The sequence below is a fragment of the Streptomyces sp. CC208A genome, from assembly GCF_030010625.1.
Classification (GTDB): Bacteria; Actinomycetota; Actinomycetes; order Streptomycetales; family Streptomycetaceae; genus Streptomyces.
Map to the genome: position 1 here is coordinate 315,443 of NZ_JASCXN010000003.1, position 18,960 is coordinate 334,402.

The following is an 18,960-nucleotide window of genomic DNA, read 5'->3' on the forward strand; positions in this document are numbered from 1 at the left end:
CACGGAAGGAACTTCCCAATCCTGTTGTCAAGCTGCTCCCGTGACGGGAGGTGAACTGTGAAAGCACTCTCCGTCACGGATCATCGCCCACAGGACGTCGAGGCGTCGGCGTGCGAGAGCCAGCAGGGCCTGCTTGTGGCCCTTGCCCTCGCTCCGCTTCCGGTCGTAGAACGCCTTCGAGACCGGGCAGCACTGAAGGCTCGCCATGGCCGACAGGTACATGGTTCTCAGCAGACCGCGGTGGTAGCGCCGGGGCCGGCGCAGGTTGCCGCTGACACGGCCGGAGTCGCGCGGTCTGGGGGCCAGGCCGGCGAAGCCGGCCAGGCGGTCGGCGCTGCCGAAGGCGTCCATGTCGCCACCGGTCGCGGCGAGGAACTCGGCTCCGAGTTTGGCTCCCATGCCGGGCAGGCTGCGGATCACCTCGGCGTGCGGATGCTCGCGAAACTTGGCCTCGATCAGGGCGTCGAGCTCGGCGATCTCCTCATCGAGGGCCATCACCCCCTTCGCGAGGCGGACCACCATGGCGGCGGCCAGCTTCTCGCCGGGCAGTGCGGCCTGCTGGGCCTGGGCGGCCTCCACCGCCGTCTTCGCCAGTGCGGCGGCGCCTCTGACTTTGCGGTTCTTCAGCCATGTCTCGATCCGGCTCGCGCCTGCCCGGCGGATCGCGGCCGGGGTCTGGTAGCCGGTCGGCAGCATCACCGGCCCCCGGTTCGTCAGTTCCAGGGCCCGTTCCAACGCGGGGAAGATCTCCAGGAGTTGGGCGCGGAGGCGGTTGATCTGCCGCGTGCGGTCGAAGACCGTGTCCAGGCGGCGGGTAGTCAAGGTCCGCAGGTCGACGGCGATCTCGTCGCCCGGCCGCAGCAGGCCCAGATCGCGTCGGACGCGGGCCTGGTCGGCGATGACGAAGGCGTCCTTCGCATCGGTCTTTCCCTCGCCGCCCTTGTAGGTGGCCGAGGCCCGGTGGACGGCCAGGCCGGTGAGGTAGGCGACCGGCTGGCCGTGGCTGACCAGCAGCCCGATCAGCAGCGCCGCACCGCCGTGGTTGAGGTCCACAGCCCACAGGGTGTCGGCGGATATCTCCAGGACATCGCCGATCAGGGTGAGCAGTTCACTCTCGTCGTTCGCGACCCGGCGGGACAGCACACGCTTGCCGTCCGCGTTGACCACCACGCAGTGGTGATGGGTCTTGCCGATGTCCACTCCGGCCCAGATCTCGGGCACGTTCCCCTCCGCCAGCTCGTCGTACATCGATCCCGCAGACGACCTCGCCGACGTTGTCCTACGCAGCGATCGAAAGTCGCATCTCCCAATTGGCGGTCGAGTCGTCGCGGGGCTCCGGGCGGCCAAGTTCCTTGAGCCATCTACGGCGCCACGATGACAGCCATACCCAGAGCCCCCGGGCCCTCCGATCTTACGAATGACCAGAGCAACCACCCTTGAAAGGTAGGACCCACGATGTCTGCAGCCCACGGAGACCAGCGGCTGACCCCCTCGGGGATGGGCACGCTCCTGCCCCCGGCCCCCGGCGGCTCCGTCGAGGAGCTGGCCGCGCGCGCCAAGGAGGCCGCGCTGGCGAGCGGTTGCGTCCTGGCCCGGGGCGTCGACCTGGACGAGGACGACTTCAAGCTCCTCGTACGCTCCCTCGGCGAAACGGTCGACCACAAGTTCGGCGAGGGGCAGGCCGATCTCCTCAAGCTCGACGCCTCCCGCGACAAGGGGAAGGTGGTGACGGGGCGCGGCCCGCTCCCGCTGCACACGGACGGTCTCCTGGTCGGCGAGCAGGTCGACCTGATCATCCTGTACGCGGCGGAGTTCTCCGACGCCCCCGGCTCCGGCGAGACCTACGTCTGCGACCAGCTGACGGCGTGGAAGGAGATGCCCGCGCACCTCCGCCGGGTCCTCGACGAGCACGAGGTGGAGTACCTGGTGAAGGAGCGCGGGTACTTCCCCACGGTGCCGGCCGACTGGTACGCGATCCCGACGACCCGGGACTACGGCCGGGTGACGTCCCTCAACATCACCACCGCCTTCCCCCGTGACGTGGACCAGCGCTCCTGGGAGATCCGGGTGAAGGGCATGGAGCCGGCGGCCTCCGAGGAGTTCTTCGAGGAGCTCGACGCCTTCCTGCGCTCGGAGCGCTACGCCTACACCCACCGCTGGGAGGTGGGCGACCTGCTGATCATCGACAACCAGCGGACGCTGCACGGCCGTACCGCCATCAGCGAGGGCGGCACCCGGGTGCTCTTCCGCGGGCAGCTGACGCTGTCCGACGCGGCCTAGCCGCGGCCGTGTCGGCCGCTCCGGGGGAGGACCGGTGATCGAGGAGGTGCTGCCCGCCCCCCACGTGGCCGTCGAGGCCTTCGGCGATCCGCGGGAGCCATGGCCGCTCTTCGCCGAGGAGGAGCGGTGCGTGGCGGGGGCGGTGCCCGGCAGGCGCCGTGAGTTCGCCACGACCCGCGCCTGCGCCCGGGCCGCGCTGGCGCGGCTCGGCGAGACGCCCGGGCCGATTCCGCGCGGGCCCCGGGGCGCACCGGTGTGGCCGCGGTCGACGGTCGGCAGCATGACCCACTGCGACGGCTACCGGGCCGCGGTCGTGGCCCGGTCCGACGCGGTGCTGGCCGTCGGCCTGGACGCGGAGCCCCACCTGCCGCTGGGAAGCCAGGGCGTCCTGCGCATGGTCCTGGTCCCCCAGGAGCGCGCGCACCTCACCGCGCTGGCCGTCTCCGATCCGGACGTGTGCTGGGACCGACTGCTGTTCAGCGCGAAAGAGAGCGTCTACAAGGCGTGGTCCTCGCTCACCGGAAGCTGGCTGGGCTTCGAGGAGGCGACGGTGACCGTCGACGTCCCCGCGGGCGCCTTCACGGCGGTCCTGGCGCGCCCGGCCCGCCTCGCGGAGGGCCTGCGCGTGACCCGGTTCCGGGGGAGGTGGGCCGTGCGACGGGGCCTGCTGCTCACGGCCGTCTCCTTGCCGAGGACATCCCCGGACCTCCGCCCCCGCCGGCTCCCGGCGCGTGGCACGGACTGACCCGGCCCGTCCCACCCGCCCCCCGGCGCCGCACGTCGCCCGGCCCGGTTCACCGACAACTTTTCCGCAGAAGGAGTTCGCGATGCTCAAGCCCAGACAGCCCGTACCCGCCCTCGACCTCCCCCTGGTGGGCGGAGGCCGTTGGGTCCTCGCCGACCAGCGGCCCGAGAGCTTCACCCTGGTGGTCTTCTACCGGGGCGTGCACTGCCCCATGTGCCGCGCCCACATCACGGAACTGGACGCTCTGATACCGCAGTTGGCCGAGGTCGGGGTGACGTCGGTGGTGGCGGTGAGCGGTGACGGGGTCGACCGCGCCGAGCGGGCCGTCAGGGAATGGGACCTCACCCGGGTGCCGGTCGGCTACGGGCTGAGCCCGGAGTCGATGCGGGAGTGGGGGCTGTACATCTCGAAGGCCATCAACGAGGGCAACCCCGACGAGTTCAGCGAACCGGGCCTGTTCCTCGTGCGCCCGGACGGCACCCTGTACGCGGCGGTGCAGACCACGATGCCGTTCCTGCGCCCGCACCTCGACGAGGTCGTCGAGACGGTTCGCTGGATCAACGAGAACGACTACCCGGCGCGGGGTGAGGTGTGAGCGGCGAAGAGCCGGCGCCCGCGTCGATCACCGCCGGGCAGCTCAAGGATCTCCTTGACCGCGGCGCGGAGATCGACCTCATCGACGTCCGGGAACCCCACGAGTGGGAGATCGTCCGCATCCCCGGAGCCCGGCTCGTCCCCGGACGCGCCTGGCTGGACGGGACCGCGACGCGGACCCTGAGCGCGGACCGCACGCCCGTCTTCTACTGCAGGACCGGTGTCCGCACGCGAGCGGTCCTGGCCGCGGTGCGGCAGGCGGGGTTCGCCGACGCGGTGCACCTCGAAGGCGGCGTCATCGCCTGGGTGCGGCAGATCGACCCCAGCCTGCCGGAGTACTGAGCCGCACGAACGACGACGGACTCCCGGCGCGCGACGCGGGACCCCCTCCCGCCCGCCGGAGCCGTCACCCAGAGGGATCCGGTCGACGACCACGGTCGCGACCGCAGACAGAGAAGACCCGCACTCAGCAGCCCACCCGGACCCAGCAGTCCACCCGGACCCAGCAGTCCCCCGCACCGCCTCCTGTGCCGGAGCACTCCGGCCGTGGGCGCGCCGTCTCACCGGAAAGGCCCGATCATGGCTCCCGTCAGCAAGTGGTGCGTCGTCACCAATGCCCCCGTCCCCGACCTGGAGGGCCTGGCGCACTCCGCCGACCTGGGCGACCTGCGGGTGTACCACCGCGGTCCCGAGGGAGTACGCCTCCCGGAGAACCCGCCGTTCGTCATCGACGCCGCCACCCTGACCCCGCACTCCCGCGGCGGTTCGGCCTCGACGATGCTGATCGAGCCGGACACCGTCACCGTCCGCGTCTCGGCGCTGAACGAGGACCCGGTCTACTACGCGGTCAACCGCATGAAGGGCCTGTTCGCCTACTTCACGGACCTGCTCCTCGCGCCCCTGGTGCTGCCCGCGCTCGCCCTGCCCGTCCGGTTCGCCGGCGGTTCTCCGGGGCACGAGGGCGGCACCCTGCTGGCCGGTGTGGAGCGGCTGCGCCACGGCACCGTGTCCCGTACCCGGCGCCTCGACGGACACTGGCTCACGGACGCGGGCGACGAGCCCGACGTGCTCGCCGACTTCCGCGCGCCGCACCTGGACGACCCTCTGGCCGCCGGCGAGGCCCAGCTGGCGGCGCTGACGGCGGAGATCGAGCGGATCGACGCGGCCACCCCGGAGGGCACGTCCTACGCCACCCTGCTGTCCGGGGGCATCGACTCCGGGACCGTGACCTGGCTGGCGTCCCGCGCCGGGCTCTCCGTCGCCCCGTACAGCGTCGCGACCCCCTGGGGCGACGAGCTCGACGACGCGGCCGAACTCTGCGCGGAGCTCGGCATCGACCTCGAACCGGTCCACCTGACCGAGGACGAGATCGTCGGCTCGATCCCGGAGGCCGTCCGGTGGCTGGGAGTGGCCGACGCCGAGGTCGTCGAGGTCGCGCTGACGGCGACGACGGTGCAGCGGCTCGGCGCCGTCCCGGCGGAGCGGGTCCTGCTGACCGGTTACGGCAGCGATCTGATCAACGCCGGCCTCTACCGCCCCTTCGACCACCGCGACGACCTGATCGAGCAGGTCCTGGCCGCGGTCGACCGCACCCGGCGCAGCAACGAACTGTCCCACCGCATGCCGCTCGCCTACGGCACGACCGTCCACCACCCCTTCTGGTCCTGGCCGGTGATGAAGGTCGCCCTGGAGACCGCGCCCGAGTGCAAGGTCCGGGACGGCCGGGAGAAGCACCACCTCCGTACGGCGATGAGCAGCCGGGTCTCCGAGTCGATCGCCTGGCGCAAGAAGATCGCCGTCCACCACGGCGGCGGCCTCCAGGACGGAGTGGCACGCCGTCTGGAGAAGGAGACGGGCACCCCGGACCGGCAGGCCCTGTACCTGGCCTGCTTCGCCGAGCTCCTGGACCGGGCGGCACAGGGCGAGCTGGACCCCGGGGACCCGTGGCAGCTCTTCGAGCGGGCCGTACGCCGCGTCCGTACCGGCTGACCGGCTGCCCCCGGCAGCCCGTCCGGTGCGGACGGACGCGCCGGCACCCCGCGACGTCCGCGTACGGCAGCAGCCGTGAAGTCACCGCCGACCTGGTCCCCGCCCGTGTCCGATCCCCCGAGTCCGGCCCGACCGCCACCAAGGAACCCCCGATGCCGCTGCTCCCCCCACCGGTCCCGCCCGGGGGCCGGTCCTCCCTCCCGGCGCCCGTCGCTCCCGTCCCGTCCGCGCGGAAGGAGGCCCCGAGATGACCCGGCGGATACGCACACAGGTGGGCATCATCGGCGCGGGCCCCACCGGCCTGGTCGCGGCTTCGGCGCTGGGCAGGGCGGGCATCGACCACGTGGTGGTGGAGCGGTCCTCGCGCGAGCGCGTCGAGCAGCGTGCCGGGGTGGGGCTCCTGGAGCAGTGGACGGTGCGGTACCTCAGGAGCCTGGGTCTGGGCGACCGGTTGGTCGAGGAGGGACAGCGGGTGGGCCGCTCGTACTTCCAGATCCTCGGCCGGCGCCTCGCCCTCGACTACGCCACCCTGACCGGCGGGGACCGGCACTGGCTGTACCCGCAGCACCTGCTCGTCCGCGACCTGTTCGAGGGGCTGGACCGGGCGGGCACGCCGCTGCTGTTCTCGCGGCCGGTCCGTGCGGTGGTGGGCCTGCCCGGTCCGGCACCGAGCATCGTGTGCGACGAGGTGGAGATCGCCTGCGACTTCGTCATCGGCTGCGACGGTTTCCGGGGCATCACCCGCACCCTGATGCCGTCGGCCCTCGACGACCCCCCGGAGGCATCCCTGCGCTATCCGTACGAGACGCTGACCATGCTCGCCGAGGTGGACCGGCCGGTAGAGGGCGTCGTCCACGCGGTGACCGAGTGGGGGTTCGCGGGGATGATGCCGCGCGCTCCCGGGGTCAGCCGCTTCCATCTGCAGGTCGGCGCCGGGGAGAGCCTGGACGACTGGCCGGTGGAGCGCATCCAGGAGCAGCTGGCGCTGCGGCTGCGCTGCGAGGGCACCGTCGCGCCCCGGATCGGCGTCGTCACCGAGCTGCGGACCCTGCTGATGCGGAGCCACATCAGCGACACGCTGCGCCACGGCAGCCTGTTCCTCGCCGGGGACGCGGCCCATCTGCTGACCCCGTTCGGAGGGAAGGGAGCCAATCTGGCCATCGCCGACGTCGCCGACCTGGCGCGGGGGCTGATCGCCCACTACCACCGCGGGGACGACAGGCTGCTCGACGGTTACGCACGGCGTCGCCTGCGGCAGATCTGGCAGGTCCAGGAGTTCTCCGACCGGCTGCTCCGGCTCGTCATGCTCCCGCCCGCGGAGTCCGGACCGGCCGCGCGGCGCTTCGTCCTGGGGCTGAGGCTCGCGGCCATCGAGCGGATGGTCCAGGGACCGGAGGCGGAGTCCTTCGCCCGCCAGTACGTCGGCTCGAACGGCCCTGCCGCGTAAGGCCCGACGGCCCGGCCTCACGGTGTGGGCGCGGAGGCCGTACTCCCTTCCGCCGCGCTGCCGGGCCGCCGGACCTCAGCGCGCCCCGTCCCGGCCCCGTCCGGGGAATGATGGCGGGATGGAGTCGATCATCACCCGCCTTCCGGCGGACTTCTGGACCGTCCGCTACGACGGTTCGCGTTTCCCGGGCGCCGCCGCCGTGGCCGCGCGGCCGGGGCTCGCGGCCGGGGCCAACTGCCAGTTGTTCGCCTACGAGGTGCTCAGGCACTTCGGGCTGCGCCCCCCGGACCTGCGCTCCTCCGAGCTCTGGGACGACACGGCGGCCACCGTCCGCGTGCCGGTCGCGCGCCCCCTCGACCTGCTCCTGTTCAACTCCACCGACCGTGCCTACGGCGCGCACGTCGGCGTCTGGACGGGTGACGACGCGATCCTCCACCTGTGTGCGGAAGTCGGGCGACCCGCGGTCTGGCGGCCGGAGGACTTCGCGGTCCGCGGGCGCTACGGAGTCCTCCTCGGAGCCAAGCGCGCCCTCCCGCCCCGGTCGGCCCGAGGGCCGCGCCTCCGGGATTCGGATGGGCGCGGCCGGGCTGGGTAGGCGCTCGGGGAGCGGCCGGGTGGCCGTGGAGGAGGTGTCGTCATGGCGACCCCGAGCAACCCCGATCCCGATCCTCGCGTCGTCCCGGGCCCCGACCCGGGCGGGACGCCTCCGGCCGAGTCCGGTACCAGCACCGGTACGGGGCCCTACCGGCGGCCGACCCGCGGCTGGGCGGCCGGACCGCTGCTCGCCCTGGGCATCGTGGTGGTCCTGTGCGCCCTGTTCTTCGTCGTGTACGCGATCGTCCTCGCCGTCGACTGACCGTGCCGGGCGTGGCGGTCACGCGCGCCCGGTGCCGTCCTCCTCGTCGAGGAGGCCCGGCACGGCCCGCTCGACGCGGTCCCGGCCGCGCAGGCCCGGCGGGAGGGCGACGCCCTCCTCGTAGCGCTCCAGGACGCGCGGCGCGATGTACGAGGCGCGGCACACCGCCGGGGTGTCGCCCAGGTACGCGGCGGCCTCGGCGACCGTCCGCCGGACCGCGCGCCGCCGGGCCGCGGAGGGCGCCCCCGCTCCGGCCCCGTCGGCCAGGGCGGCGGCCGGCACGGTGGCGTGCCAGGTGCGGAAGTCCCTGGCCATGAGGTCTGCGCCGGAGTGCTCGCGCAGACAGGCGTTGAGCTCGTCGGCGTGCAGGTCGTGCCAGGCACCGCCCTCCCCGTAGGCGAGGAGTCGCTCGCCGTCGCCGCCGCGGCGGACCAGGGCGCGGACCACCGCGCAGGCGGCCCGGTCCTCGACCCGGACCGTGAGCCGACGGCCGGACTTCCCGGGAGGGTCGGACTCCACGCGCCCGCGTGCCGGGCGGACGTGCGCGCGGGCCAGGGTGGCGAGCCCGTACGAGTCGTTCTGCCGGCGGTAGCGGTCGTCGCCCACCCGGAAGAGACCGAGGTCGAGGAGGCGGACCGCGCAGGCGAGGACGCGCCTGCGGCACAGGCCACGGCGGGCGAGGTCCCGGGCGACGGTGCGGCGCAGCCGGGGGAGCGCGGCCGCGACCTCCCGGACATTCGTGCTTGGCGAGCTCCTGCCGGGCGCGGAACGCCTCGTGGTACAGGTACTGCCGACGGCCCGCCGTGTCCGTGCCGACGGCCTGGAGGCGGCCGTGGGACCAGGGGCGGATCCAGACGTCGCGCCAGGCGGGCGGGATCGCCGGCGCCCGGACGCGTTCCCGGTCGGCGTCGGGCAGGGGACGGCCCTCTTGGTCGAGGTGGCGGAAGCCCCGGCCGTGCCGGACGCGCTGTCAGCCGGGTCCGGTCGGGTCGCTCGTCCGCAGCCGCGCGCCCGGCCTCCCGGCTCACCCGGTGGGGGTGGCCGTGACGCGGATGAAGCCGTCGGGCTGGGGGAGCGGGACGAGCCCCGCGCTCAGGAAGACGCTGGTGAGGGCGGTCTCCAGGGCGGTGCGGATGCCGGTGATCGCGGCGGCGGCGTGTACCTCGGGGTCGGTGGCGTGGGCGGCGATGGTGGGCCTGATGAGCCGGTCCGGATGCCAGGCGACGATCACCGCCGCGCCGTCGCTCTGGGCGGTCAGCCCGCTGTCCGGGCCGAAACCGGCGTCGGCGAGGACGGCTTGGACCTGGCGGACGAGTTCGGAGCTCATGATGTCCTCCGGTCGTCAGACGACCTCTCACCCTGAGTCTCCGCTTTCCCGGCATATGCGTCAACGTTTACGTGAAAGATGTTTCGCATGATCCCGGGAAAGCCGGGCACACCCCACCTATGGGACTGAACGGAGACGGTCCGGTGGGCTGGACCTTCCTCACCAACCACGCCCGCGTCCTGCTCGTCATCGCCCGCGACCCGGAGGCACGACTCCGGGACGTGGCCCAGCGCTGCGGCGTCACGGAGCGCACCGTCCAGGCGATCGTCGCCGATCTGGAGGCGGCCGGGTACCTCACCCGGGCCCGCGCCGTCGACGGCCGCCGCAACCGCTACCGCGTCAACGCCGACGCGCCCTTCCGGCACCCCGCCGAAGCCGGACACGAGATCGCCGGCCTCCTGGAACTCCTCGCCCACGAGACCGACGGCGGGAGGAGCCAGGGGGCCGCACGCAAGGATGCTCCCGGGACCGACCGCGGGGCCGATCGCGCGTCCGCCGTCGACGCCTAGGAGGCACTGCGTCCAGGAGGTGCTGCGCCCAGGAGGTGCTGCGCCGAGGAGACACCGCCCGCACAGCCCGTGCATCCCGCTCGCGCGTCCCACCCAAGGGGGACGGCGCTCCGGGACGGCGGAGGGTTGTCCACAGGCCGCGGCGGGCGGCCCGGCGGGGGTGCCCGGGCGGCTAGGCTTTTCGGGTGGCTCTCATCGACGCTTCTTCCGACGCCTCCTCCCCGAGCTCCGGGGGTTCCTCCGACGCCCTCGAAGTGCTCCACCGGGTCTTCGGCTACAGCTCCTTCCGGGGCGAGCAGCAGGAGATCATCGAGCACGTCGTGGGCGGCGGCGACGCCCTCGTCCTCATGCCGACCGGCGGCGGCAAGTCGCTCTGCTACCAGATCCCGGCGCTGGTGCGGTCCGGCACGGGCGTGGTGATCTCGCCGCTGATCGCGCTCATGCAGGACCAGGTGGACGCGCTCAACGCGCTCGGAGTCCGCGCCGGGTTCCTCAACTCGACCCAGGACCCCTACGAGCGGCAGACCGTCGAGCAGGCCTTCCTCGCCGGAGAGCTCGACCTCCTCTACCTGGCCCCCGAGCGGCTGCGCACCGAGGGCGCCCAGCGGCTGCTCGACCGGGGCACGGTCTCGGTCTTCGCGATCGACGAGGCGCACTGCGTCTCCCAGTGGGGCCACGACTTCCGGCCCGACTACCTCGCCCTCTCCACGCTCCACGAGCGCTGGCCCGAGGTGCCCCGGATCGCGCTGACCGCGACGGCCACCGAGGCCACCCACGGCGAGATCGCCACCCGCCTCGGCCTGGAGGGGGCCCGGCACTTCGTCGCCAGCTTCGACCGGCCCAACATCCAGTACCGGATCGTCGCCAAGAACAACCCGACCCGGCAGCTCCTCGACCTCATCCGCACCGAGCACGCCGGGGACGCCGGAGTCGTCTACTGCCTGTCGCGCTCCTCCGTGGAGAAGACCGCCGCCTTCCTCGCCGAGCACGGCATCGACGCCATCCCGTACCACGCGGGCATGGACGCGGCCACGCGCGCCGCCAACCAGGCGCGCTTCCTCCGCGACGACGGCGTCGTGGTCGTCGCGACCATCGCCTTCGGCATGGGCATCGACAAGCCCGACGTGCGCTTCGTCGCCCACCTCGACCTGCCCAAGTCCGTCGAGGGCTACTACCAGGAAACCGGCCGCGCGGGCCGCGACGTCGAGCCGGCCACGGCCTGGCTCGCGTACGGCCTCCAGGACGTCGTCCAGCAGCGCAAGATGATCGACGGCTCCGAGGGCGACGAGAACCACCGGCGCTCCCTCGCCGCCCACCTCGACGCCATGCTCGCCCTCTGCGAGACCGTCGAGTGCCGGCGCGTCCGGCTGCTCGCCTACTTCGGCCAGGAGTCCAAGCCCTGCGGGAACTGCGACACCTGCCTGACCCCCGCCGAGTCCTGGGACGGGACGGTCGCCGCGCAGAAGCTGCTCTCCACCGTGTGGCGGCTGGCCCGCGAGCGGCGCCAGAAGTTCGGCGCCGGCCAGATCATCGACATCCTCCAGGGCAAGAGGACCGCCAAGGTCATCCAGTTCGACCACGACACCCTGTCGGTCTTCGGCATCGGCGCCGACCTCGGCACGGCCGAGTGGCGGAGCGTGATCCGCCAGCTCCTCGCCCTGGGACTGCTCGCCGTGGAGGGCGACTACGGCACCCTCGTCCTCACCGAGGCCAGCGGCGACGTCCTCGGCGGCCGGCGCCAGGTCCCGATGCGCAAGGAGGCCGCCAAGGCCGCGCCGCCCCGCAAGGAGAGCGGCGGCCGCTCGGGCAAGGCCCGCGTCCCCGTCGACCTGCCCGCCGCCGCCGTTCCCGTCTTCGAGGCGCTGCGCGCCTGGCGGGCGGCGACCGCGCGTGAGCAGGGCGTCCCCGCGTACGTCGTCTTCCACGACGCGACCCTGCGCGAGATCGCGACCACGCTCCCCACGAGCGTCGCCGAGCTCGGCACGGTCGGCGGCGTCGGCGAGGCCAAGCTCGCCAAGTACGGGGAGGGCGTCCTGGAGGCCCTGGCCGAGTTCGCCGGAGCCGGTGGCGCGGCCCCCGCCCCGGCCGAGTCCCCGGCCCGCGCGGCGGCCGAGGCGGCGGACCAGCGGGCGGCCCGCTCGGTCGGCACCGCGTCGGCCGCGGCCGTACGGAAGACCGCCCCGACGGCAGGCCCCGCCGCGGCCACCGTGGCCTCGGCCCCCGAGGACGAGCCGCTCTTCTTCGGCGAGGACGAGGCCGAGCCCGCCTGGGAGGACTGGGAGTGACACCCCGGGCCCTGGCCGGACACCGGACCCGGATCCGGTGTCCGGCCGGAGCCCGGACTCACCCGGCCGCCGACTCCACGGCAGCCGGCCCTTTGCCGGATACCGGTGTGGCACCCGGCTCGGGCGCCGCGCCCGCTTCCCCGCGGTCCCGGCGCGTCAGGCCGCGGATGGCCGGTACGCAGAGCATGGCCGCGAGCAGGACGAACGAGACCACGGAGGAGAAGAGCAGCACCCGGTCCGCGCCGAAGGACTCCGCCGCGGGACCGGCCAGGGCACGGCCCAGCGGGATCACCACGATCGAGCCGGCGATGTCGTACGCGGAGACCCGGCTCAGCACGGCCAGCGGGATGTGGGACTGCACGCTGGTCGCCCACATCACGCCCCAGAAGGCGAAGCCGCACCCCGCCACCACACCCGTGACGGCCGTGAGGACGAAGTTCCAGCCCAGCGCCGGGGCCAGCGGGTTCAGGGCGAAGAAGAACATCGCGCACGCCCCCGCCACCAGGGGGCGGCGCGGCCGGACCCGCATGCCGAGCAGACCGCCGACGATGGTGCCCAGACCGTCGGCCGAGGCGATCCAGCCGTAGCCGCCGGCGCCGTGCTGCTCGGTCAGCAGCGCCGCGCCCAGCGGCACCGAAGGGCCGAAGACGAAGAGGCCGTACACCGCCCACAGGGAGATGACGCCCCACAGCCACGACCGGGACCGGAACTCGTGCCAGCCGGTGGCGAGCCGCCGCCACATCGGAGCGTCGCTCTCGTCCCGCGCCGTGGCGAGCCGGCGCAGCGGCAGCAGACCGCCCGCGCTGACGCCGTACGCCGCCGCGATCACCAGGAACGAGCCGGCCCGGTCCCCGTACGCCACCAGGAAACCGGCCAGGCCCGGCCCGATGAGGGTGCTCATCGACTCGGAGATCCGCAGCAGCGCGTTGGCCCGCTGGATGTCCTCGGCGACCCGGGGGACGATGCTCGCGAGCCCCGGCTGGAACATGGCGGTCGCGGCGCCGCTCACCGCCATCAGGGCCATGATCTGCCAGAGCCGTACGCTCCCCGCCGCGAACAGGCCGGCCATGCCCAGCATCACCACCACCCGGACCGCGTCCGCGCCGACCATCATCAGCTGCGGGGTGAACCGGTCGGCGAGCACGCCGCCGAAGAGGATGAGCAGCACGATCGGCACCATCCAGGCGGCGAGCGCGTAGCCGACGCCGGTGGCGCCGAACCCGGCGCCGAGGACCGAGGTGGTCACGGAGACCATCAGCATGCCGTCGGCGAGCAGCGAGGCGCTGCGGGCGGTGAAGAACAGCCGGAAGCGACGCGACCGCCACGGGCTGGGCAGCGGCCCCGACCCGTGCGCCGCGGCGGTGTCATCGGTGGTCATGTCGCATCTCCCGGCCCCGGCCGGTCCCTTCCCTGAGAATCCGCCGCGCCGCGGCGGGCTGCCGCGACGGGCCCTCGGCGAACACGTACCGGTGCGGGGCCAGCACACCGGGACGCCCCGGCAGGATCCGCATCAGCGCGGCATGCGCCTGATCGTCCGTCAACTCCCTGCCGGATGGATCACTTTCGTCCACGCCGATGTACGCGATCAGCCTCCGTCCGTCCTCCCCGCCGCCGTCCCCCTCCTCGGCCACGACCTCGACCGGCCGCCCGGCCAGGGCCTCGCTCAAGGCCCCGGCGACGGCGTCGGGAGAGACCCAGCAGCCGTCCACCCGCGTCCACTCCGGGCCGCGCGCCACCGGCCGCACCCCCGTCACCTCGGTGAGCGGTCCGGGCGTGCCGAGCGGTACGTCGGCCTCGGCTACGGCCTCCAGGAGCCGCACCAGACCGGTGGCCAGCTCCTCGGCCGCCGCCCGCGGGAACAGTACGGGGTCGGCCCAGGTGGCGAGGCGGAGCACCGGCTCCGTCTCGTACACGAAGGTGAGCAGCCGCGTCGGCAGCAGCTGCCCTTCGCCCCAGGAGAGTTCGAGCTCCGGCGCGTCCGCGTCGGGGGCCGCGGCACCGGCGAGGGTGCTGGGCAGGGCGCTGATGTCGTTGAAGACGGCGTCGCGCGCGAACCGGCTGCCCCGCTCGGTGGTGACGCGTCCGATCAGCTCCCACAGCTCCAGCGCGTCGAAACGGCTGTGCCGGTACGCGTTCATCGCCGCGCCCCACGCCGTGCCGAGCAGCGTGTCGAACGACGGGACGCGGACGTCGAGGGAGAGCAGGGCGTCCTGGGACAAGGGGGAGACCGAGCGGGCGAGCTTCGACAGGAACCGGTTGGACGTGGGCACGGCCGCGACGCAGACGGACTGGCCGGCCCGGTGGGCGGCGAGTACGCACCAGGCGGTGAGCAGCACCGTGCCGGGGAGGGCGCCGGTACGCCGCGCGGCGGCGGCCAGCGCCCGGGCGCCGCGCGCCGAGCGGAGGGTGAGGCCCGGGGTGAGGGCCTCGGTGCCCTCGGCGCCGTCCTCGGCGAACATCGCCTGGGGCCCGGTGCGCAGGATGCGCTCCCAATGGGCCAGGGAGGCGGCCGACTTGCGGCGGCCGGCCGGGCTGTTCTCCTCGGCGGCGAGGTCGAGCGGGGCGAGGGCGGTGACCGGCGGCAGCGTCTCGCCCGCGAGGAGGGCGAGCCACTCGTCGCGGAGGATGCCGAGGGCGCTGCCGTCGGTGGCCGCGTGGCTGGCGGCGAGGGCGACGCGCACGGGCCGGCCGGCGCGGGCGAGGATCCGCAGCCGCAGCGGGAAGTCGAGGTCGAGACGGAAGCGGGAGGCGCGGGCCGCGCGGGCCACCGCCTCGGCGTAGCCGTCGGTGTCCTCGGGGAGTTCGTCGTGGTCGAGGACGGTGACGGTGAACGATCCCTCGGCGGCGACGACTTGTTCCGACGGGACGGTGCCGTCGCCGGCGTCGTACGGGAAGGTGGTGCGCAGGGCCTCGTGGCGGACCGTGAGGGCCGCGAGGGCGTCGAGGACCTGTTCCATGCCGGTGTCGTCGGGGACCGGCCACACGTCGTGGATGTTGATGCTGTCGGGCTCGTCCCGCAGGATGCAGCGGATCATGTTCGCCTGGCCCATGGTGACGGTCCCCCGGCGCGAACTGCCGCCCGTGTACCGGACGGTGAGGGTACGGGCACCGGTGACGCCGTCCGGGGCGGGGGCGGGAGAGTGGGCGGCGGTCATCGCGGCACGGCCGGGACGGACGCGGTCCGGGCGGGCGGGAAGTGGTTCACGGCGGCGCCTTTCGCGTGCGCGGTCAGGGGGCCCCAGGCGTCGACGAGCAGGGCGAAGTCCGCCATGTCGGCGCGGGCCTCGGCGAGCAGCCGCTCCCGCCGGGCGGCGAACAGGGCGGCGGCGGTCGCGTACCGGCCGCCGAGGGCGCGGTAGCGGCGGTCCAGGACGTCGAGCCGGGCCTCGTTCCCGGTCGGGTCGAGCCCGGCGCTCTCGCGCAGGAGGGCGGCGACGGCGGCGGGCCGTATCAGCCCGCCCGGGCCGAGGAGCGCGCCACCGGCCGTGGCGAGCCCCGTGTACACCGCTTCGAGGTGGGGGACGGCGAGCAGGTACTTGGCGAAGCGGAGCTGGTACGCGAGGAAACCCTCGTCCGAACGCCGCTCACCCGTATAGAAGTTGACGATGTGCCGGTTGTGCAGGACGCCGGGCAGCCGGGCGTGCCGGGCGAGGTGGAGGAGGAAGTAGTCGGTGCCGATGGTGTCGGTGGCGGGCGGCAGCGGGACCCGGCCGTACACCTCGCGGCCGAGCGCGACGTTGCACATGTCGACGCGGGTGGGGGCGACCAGGGTCAGGGTGGTCAGGTCGGCGGTGAAGGGTGCGGTGCCGGCGCCACGGAACGCCTCGTCGATCAGGTGCCGGCGCCAGAGCTCCGGATGGCCGGAGGGGATCGACAGGCCGACGACCTCGCGGTACGCCTCCGGGTCGAGGGCGCGGAGCTCGGCGAGGTCCACGGAGGGCTCGCCGACGAAGGATCCCCCGGCCACGGCGACGGTCCGGTCCGCGCAGCCGGGGTCGAGCCTGCTGCGGGTGACCGAGCCCGCCACGTCCGCCGCCCGCCGGCCGAGGGCGGCGAGCTCGTGGTGGATCGGGAAGACCGGTTCCCCGCCGAGGAGTTGGTAGCGGCTGTCGGAGTCGCGGCGGTGCACCGAGGCGCAGCCCAGCGCCTCGGCCAGGAGGAAGGCGCGGTTGGTGCAGGCGCCGTACGACACCCCCGCCGGGAGCATCAGGCCGAGCAGCCGGTCCGCCCCGGCGAGTCCGGCCGCCGCCACGGTCTCGCGCAGGAAGGCGCGCTGGGCGTCCTCGTCGAGGTGGTGGACTACCACGCCGGGCGCCGGCGGCAGCCCGGCCACCGCGGCCCGGTGGGCGGCGAGGTCGGCGGGCGCGGAGGAGTCCAGCACCAGCAGGTGCACCTCGACACCGAACTCCCGTGCCCCGTACGCGGCTTCCTCGGCGACCGCCGCGATGGTCGCCGTGCAGGCGCGGTCGGTGGGGAGGGTCAGACAGACGCGTCGCACGACGGCTCCCCGGTCGGCCCGCCTGCCGGGGCCTCCTCGTGCCAGGAGGCGAGCCCCAGCAGGCGGGCGCCGAGCGGGGTGAGCTCGGCGGTCGGGTAGCGCCGGGACTCGTGCAGCACGGGGTCGCCGACGAGGGTGCGGTTCCAGCGCGGGGTGCGCAGGTGGCGCCAGGACTCGACCCGGGAGCGGCGCAGCTTCGCGTGCTCCTCCAGGGCGGGCATCATCGACAGGTACTGGACGGCCCGCACCCCGTTCGCGGAGGTGTTGCGGGCGACGCCGTGGGCGAGGAGCCCGTTCCAGATGAGCAGGTCGCCGGGGCGCAGGTCGGGCCGGACGACGGGGAACTCGGCCCGGTCGACGGCAGGCCTGAGCGGGTCGCGGTCCTCCGGCTGCCCGGGCTTCCACTCCTCGAAGCGGCGGAAGAGCTCGGGGGCGCACTGGAAGCCGCCGGTCTCCGGGCGGGTGTCGTTGAGCGCGATGATGCCCTGGACGCGCTGCGGCGGGACGCCGAGGGTGGTGTCGATGTCCCAGTGCAGCTCGATGTCGAAGCCCCGGTCGGTGGGTTCGATGAGGGCCCTGTCGCGGTTGCGCACGTTGGGCGGGTTGAGGTTGAGCCGGTCGAGGGTGACCCACAGCTCCTCGCAGTCCCAGACGTCGACGAAGGCGTCGTACACCCGCCGCGTCTGGCGGCTGTCCCACAGAAGCTGGTGGTGGTACGCCTCGACGAAGCCGTAGACGTGCAGCTGGCGGTCGAGCGCGGAGCGGAACGGCCGGTCCTCGTACCAGCTGTCCGGCCGGTCCGGGTCGAGTCCCTGGAAGTCCCAGGCGAAGTCGAGGATCCGGCGGGCCGCCCCGGCCGGGATCGCCTCGCGGACGACGACGTAGCCGTACGTCTGCCAGTGCGCGAAGTCCTCCTCGGAGAGCACCCGCAGCGGCCTGGTCTTCTTCAGCTCCCGCAGGGTGGTCGCCGCGAGGTAGGACTCGCCGTCGTCGCTGAAGTACGGGCGCTCGGTCGCGGCGCGGTGCAGGTACGGGGCCCGGGGGCGGCGCGGGGGAGCGGGGGCGGACGGTGTCGTGGTCAAGGTCCCTCCAGGCGGGGGTCGGGCGGCGTGCGGGCGTGGGGGGCGCGGGACACGGCGGGACGGGGTGCGGACCTGGCGACGGCGGGGGGACCGCGGGGGACGAGAGAAAGAATTGGTGTAGACCATGGTCAGTGTCAAGTGACCCGGCGGTATGCCCCGCGCGCCGACCGCCGGCCCGAAAAGGCTTCCAGCGAAGGGGGTTGAGGTTCGGCCTTTGGTCTAGACAACCGTCGGGTGTCTGGCCTACTGTCCCCCTGCGCGGAGCCGGAACCGACCCGCCCGGTCGACCCGGCGCGACCGCCGCGCCCCGGTCGACGGCGACCGTGAGCAGGGCCCTGCCCGCCGCCACGCCCGCACCGGTACGGCGCCGGGGGCGGCCCGTGCCCACACGGCCGACGCCCTTGACCGACCGCCCACGCCGAGAGGGAACGGTTCCCATGAGCACACCCAGCGCCACGACCCCGCCCGTCGCCGGCCTCAAGAGCCCCGGCCCGGGCCTGATCACGCTGGACCCGGTGCACACCGCCCTGCTGCGCGGCCTCGACACACTGCTCGCCGGCCTCGCCGCCCGGCTCTCCGCCCCCGAGGTGACAGGCCCGCCCCTGCTCGCCGAGGACGGCCTCGCCCGCCTCGACTACTTCCGCAACTTCCCCCATCTCGGCGTCTCCACCGGGCGGTTCGCCCCGGACGCGTACGACGGCCTCGCCGCCGGCCGGGCCCCCGGCGGCCGGCCCCTCGAACCCACCGGTTACCTCCTGCCCTCCGCCACCTGCTACGGATTGCTGCTCTCCCTGGAAGGCGCCGACGTCGGCGAGGACGGGCTGCGGATCTCCGCCACGGGCCGCTGCTTCCGCAACGAGACCCACTACGAGGGGCTGCGCCGCCTCCGGGGCTTCCACATGCGCGAGGTCGTCTACCTCGGCACCCAGGAAGGCGCCGCCGAGCACCTGGAAAAGGGAGGCGAGTTCATCCAGGAGACCGCCGGACGCCTCGGCCTCGACCTGACCCGCGCCGCCGCCGACGACCCCTTCTACGACAAGGGCGGCTCCCGCGCCCGCCTGATGGCGCTCGACCCCGTCAAGCACGAGTACAGCGCCCCCGACGGCACCGCCATCGCCTCCGTCAACCGCCACCGCAACTTCTTCGGCGAGCGCCTCGGCATCCGCGCCGGCGGCCACGGCACCGCCTACAGCGCCTGCGTCGCCTTCGGCATGGAGCGCTGGGCACACGCCATGATCCTCGCTCACGGCGGCCCCGAACAGGCCCTCGACCACCTCCACGCGGTCACCACCACACCCTGACACTCCATCAAAAAAGCTGCCACCCCACGGACTTCCAAGGAGAACCG

General features: G+C 73.9%; 18 protein-coding genes and 1 pseudogene. 11 read left to right on the forward strand and 8 right to left on the reverse strand.

The window, feature by feature from the left end; genetic code table 11:
- Positions 1-27 precede the first annotated feature (27 nt).
- Positions 28-1,248 carry an IS110 family transposase gene (locus QK442_RS05850; protein ID WP_282692726.1) on the reverse strand — a complete coding sequence of 407 codons (1,221 nt, stop codon included), beginning with the start codon at positions 1,246-1,248 and terminating at the stop codon, positions 28-30.
- Positions 1,249-1,455: 207 nt separating this feature from the next.
- Here QK442_RS05850 and QK442_RS05855 point away from each other — a divergent pair, with 207 nt between their 5' ends.
- The 8 genes from QK442_RS05855 (at position 1,456) to QK442_RS05890 (ending at position 7,911) form a co-directional block, all read left to right on the forward strand.
- Complete coding sequence (locus QK442_RS05855) at positions 1,456-2,280, forward strand: TauD/TfdA family dioxygenase (protein ID WP_282692727.1); 825 nt, start codon at positions 1,456-1,458, stop codon at positions 2,278-2,280.
- A gap of 34 nt (positions 2,281-2,314) precedes the next feature.
- On the forward strand, positions 2,315-3,025 hold the full coding sequence (locus QK442_RS05860; RefSeq protein WP_282692728.1) for a 4'-phosphopantetheinyl transferase superfamily protein: 711 nt from the start codon (positions 2,315-2,317) through the stop codon (positions 3,023-3,025).
- Positions 3,026-3,107: 82 nt separating this feature from the next.
- A complete protein-coding gene (locus tag QK442_RS05865; RefSeq protein ID WP_282692729.1) occupies positions 3,108-3,620 on the forward strand; it encodes a peroxiredoxin-like family protein in 513 nt (170 codons plus the stop codon).
- On the forward strand, positions 3,617-3,961 hold the full coding sequence (locus tag QK442_RS05870) for a rhodanese-like domain-containing protein (RefSeq protein WP_282692730.1): 345 nt from the start codon (positions 3,617-3,619) through the stop codon (positions 3,959-3,961). Before QK442_RS05865 ends, QK442_RS05870 begins: the two co-directional genes overlap by 4 nt.
- Before the next feature lie 237 nt (positions 3,962-4,198).
- Positions 4,199-5,608, forward strand: coding sequence for an asparagine synthase-related protein (locus QK442_RS05875; RefSeq protein ID WP_282692731.1), 1,410 nt, complete (start codon positions 4,199-4,201; stop codon positions 5,606-5,608).
- Positions 5,609-5,855: 247 nt separating this feature from the next.
- Positions 5,856-7,055, forward strand: a complete 1,200-nt coding sequence (locus QK442_RS05880; protein WP_282692732.1) for an FAD-dependent monooxygenase — start codon at positions 5,856-5,858, stop codon at positions 7,053-7,055.
- Between the two features lie 118 nt (positions 7,056-7,173).
- Positions 7,174-7,650 carry a hydrolase gene (locus QK442_RS05885; RefSeq protein ID WP_282692733.1) on the forward strand — a complete coding sequence of 159 codons (477 nt, stop codon included), beginning with the start codon at positions 7,174-7,176 and terminating at the stop codon, positions 7,648-7,650.
- 42 nt (positions 7,651-7,692) lie between these two features.
- Positions 7,693-7,911 carry a DUF6480 family protein gene (locus QK442_RS05890; protein ID WP_282692734.1) on the forward strand — a complete coding sequence of 73 codons (219 nt, stop codon included), beginning with the start codon at positions 7,693-7,695 and terminating at the stop codon, positions 7,909-7,911.
- 18 nt (positions 7,912-7,929) lie between these two features.
- On the opposite strand, the gene QK442_RS05895 is transcribed toward QK442_RS05890, so the two are convergent.
- The 3 genes and pseudogenes from QK442_RS05895 to QK442_RS05900 form a co-directional block, all read right to left on the reverse strand.
- Positions 7,930-8,616 (reverse strand): hypothetical protein, encoded by a 687-nt coding sequence (locus tag QK442_RS05895; protein WP_282692803.1) that lies wholly within the window; start codon positions 8,614-8,616, stop codon positions 7,930-7,932.
- A gap of 160 nt (positions 8,617-8,776) precedes the next feature.
- Positions 8,777-8,827: pseudogene (locus QK442_RS36335) on the reverse strand (hypothetical protein); the annotation flags it as partial.
- Positions 8,828-8,935: 108 nt separating this feature from the next.
- Positions 8,936-9,238, reverse strand: coding sequence for a hypothetical protein (locus tag QK442_RS05900; RefSeq protein ID WP_282692735.1), 303 nt, complete (start codon positions 9,236-9,238; stop codon positions 8,936-8,938).
- 119 nt (positions 9,239-9,357) lie between these two features.
- On the opposite strand from QK442_RS05900, the gene QK442_RS05905 reads away from it, so the two are divergent.
- The gene (locus QK442_RS05905) at positions 9,358-9,747 is read left to right on the forward strand and encodes a helix-turn-helix domain-containing protein (RefSeq protein ID WP_282692736.1); all 390 of its coding nucleotides are present in this window, start codon (positions 9,358-9,360) and stop codon (positions 9,745-9,747) included.
- A 185-nt stretch (positions 9,748-9,932) separates the two neighbouring features.
- Positions 9,933-12,032, forward strand: a complete 2,100-nt coding sequence (gene recQ, locus QK442_RS05910) for a DNA helicase RecQ (protein WP_282692737.1) — start codon at positions 9,933-9,935, stop codon at positions 12,030-12,032.
- Between the two features lie 58 nt (positions 12,033-12,090).
- On the opposite strand, the gene QK442_RS05915 is transcribed toward recQ, so the two are convergent.
- From QK442_RS05915 to QK442_RS05930, 4 genes are read right to left on the reverse strand one after another with little or no spacing between them, the layout of a single operon-like run.
- Positions 12,091-13,410 carry an MFS transporter gene (locus QK442_RS05915; protein WP_282692738.1) on the reverse strand — a complete coding sequence of 440 codons (1,320 nt, stop codon included), beginning with the start codon at positions 13,408-13,410 and terminating at the stop codon, positions 12,091-12,093.
- A complete protein-coding gene (locus QK442_RS05920) occupies positions 13,397-15,187 on the reverse strand; it encodes a condensation domain-containing protein (protein WP_282692739.1) in 1,791 nt (596 codons plus the stop codon). The genes QK442_RS05915 and QK442_RS05920 overlap by 14 nt, the downstream gene beginning before the upstream one ends.
- Positions 15,184-16,530, reverse strand: coding sequence for a DUF6271 family protein (locus QK442_RS05925; RefSeq protein ID WP_282692740.1), 1,347 nt, complete (start codon positions 16,528-16,530; stop codon positions 15,184-15,186). The genes QK442_RS05920 and QK442_RS05925 overlap by 4 nt, the downstream gene beginning before the upstream one ends.
- Positions 16,512-17,612, reverse strand: a complete 1,101-nt coding sequence (locus tag QK442_RS05930; RefSeq protein WP_282692741.1) for a phytanoyl-CoA dioxygenase family protein — start codon at positions 17,610-17,612, stop codon at positions 16,512-16,514. The genes QK442_RS05925 and QK442_RS05930 overlap by 19 nt, the downstream gene beginning before the upstream one ends.
- Positions 17,613-18,049: 437 nt before the next feature.
- On the opposite strand from QK442_RS05930, the gene QK442_RS05935 reads away from it, so the two are divergent.
- Positions 18,050-18,913: an aminoacyl--tRNA ligase-related protein gene (locus tag QK442_RS05935; RefSeq protein WP_282692742.1), complete on the forward strand. Its 864-nt coding sequence runs from the start codon at positions 18,050-18,052 to the stop codon at positions 18,911-18,913.
- Positions 18,914-18,960 lie beyond the last annotated feature (47 nt).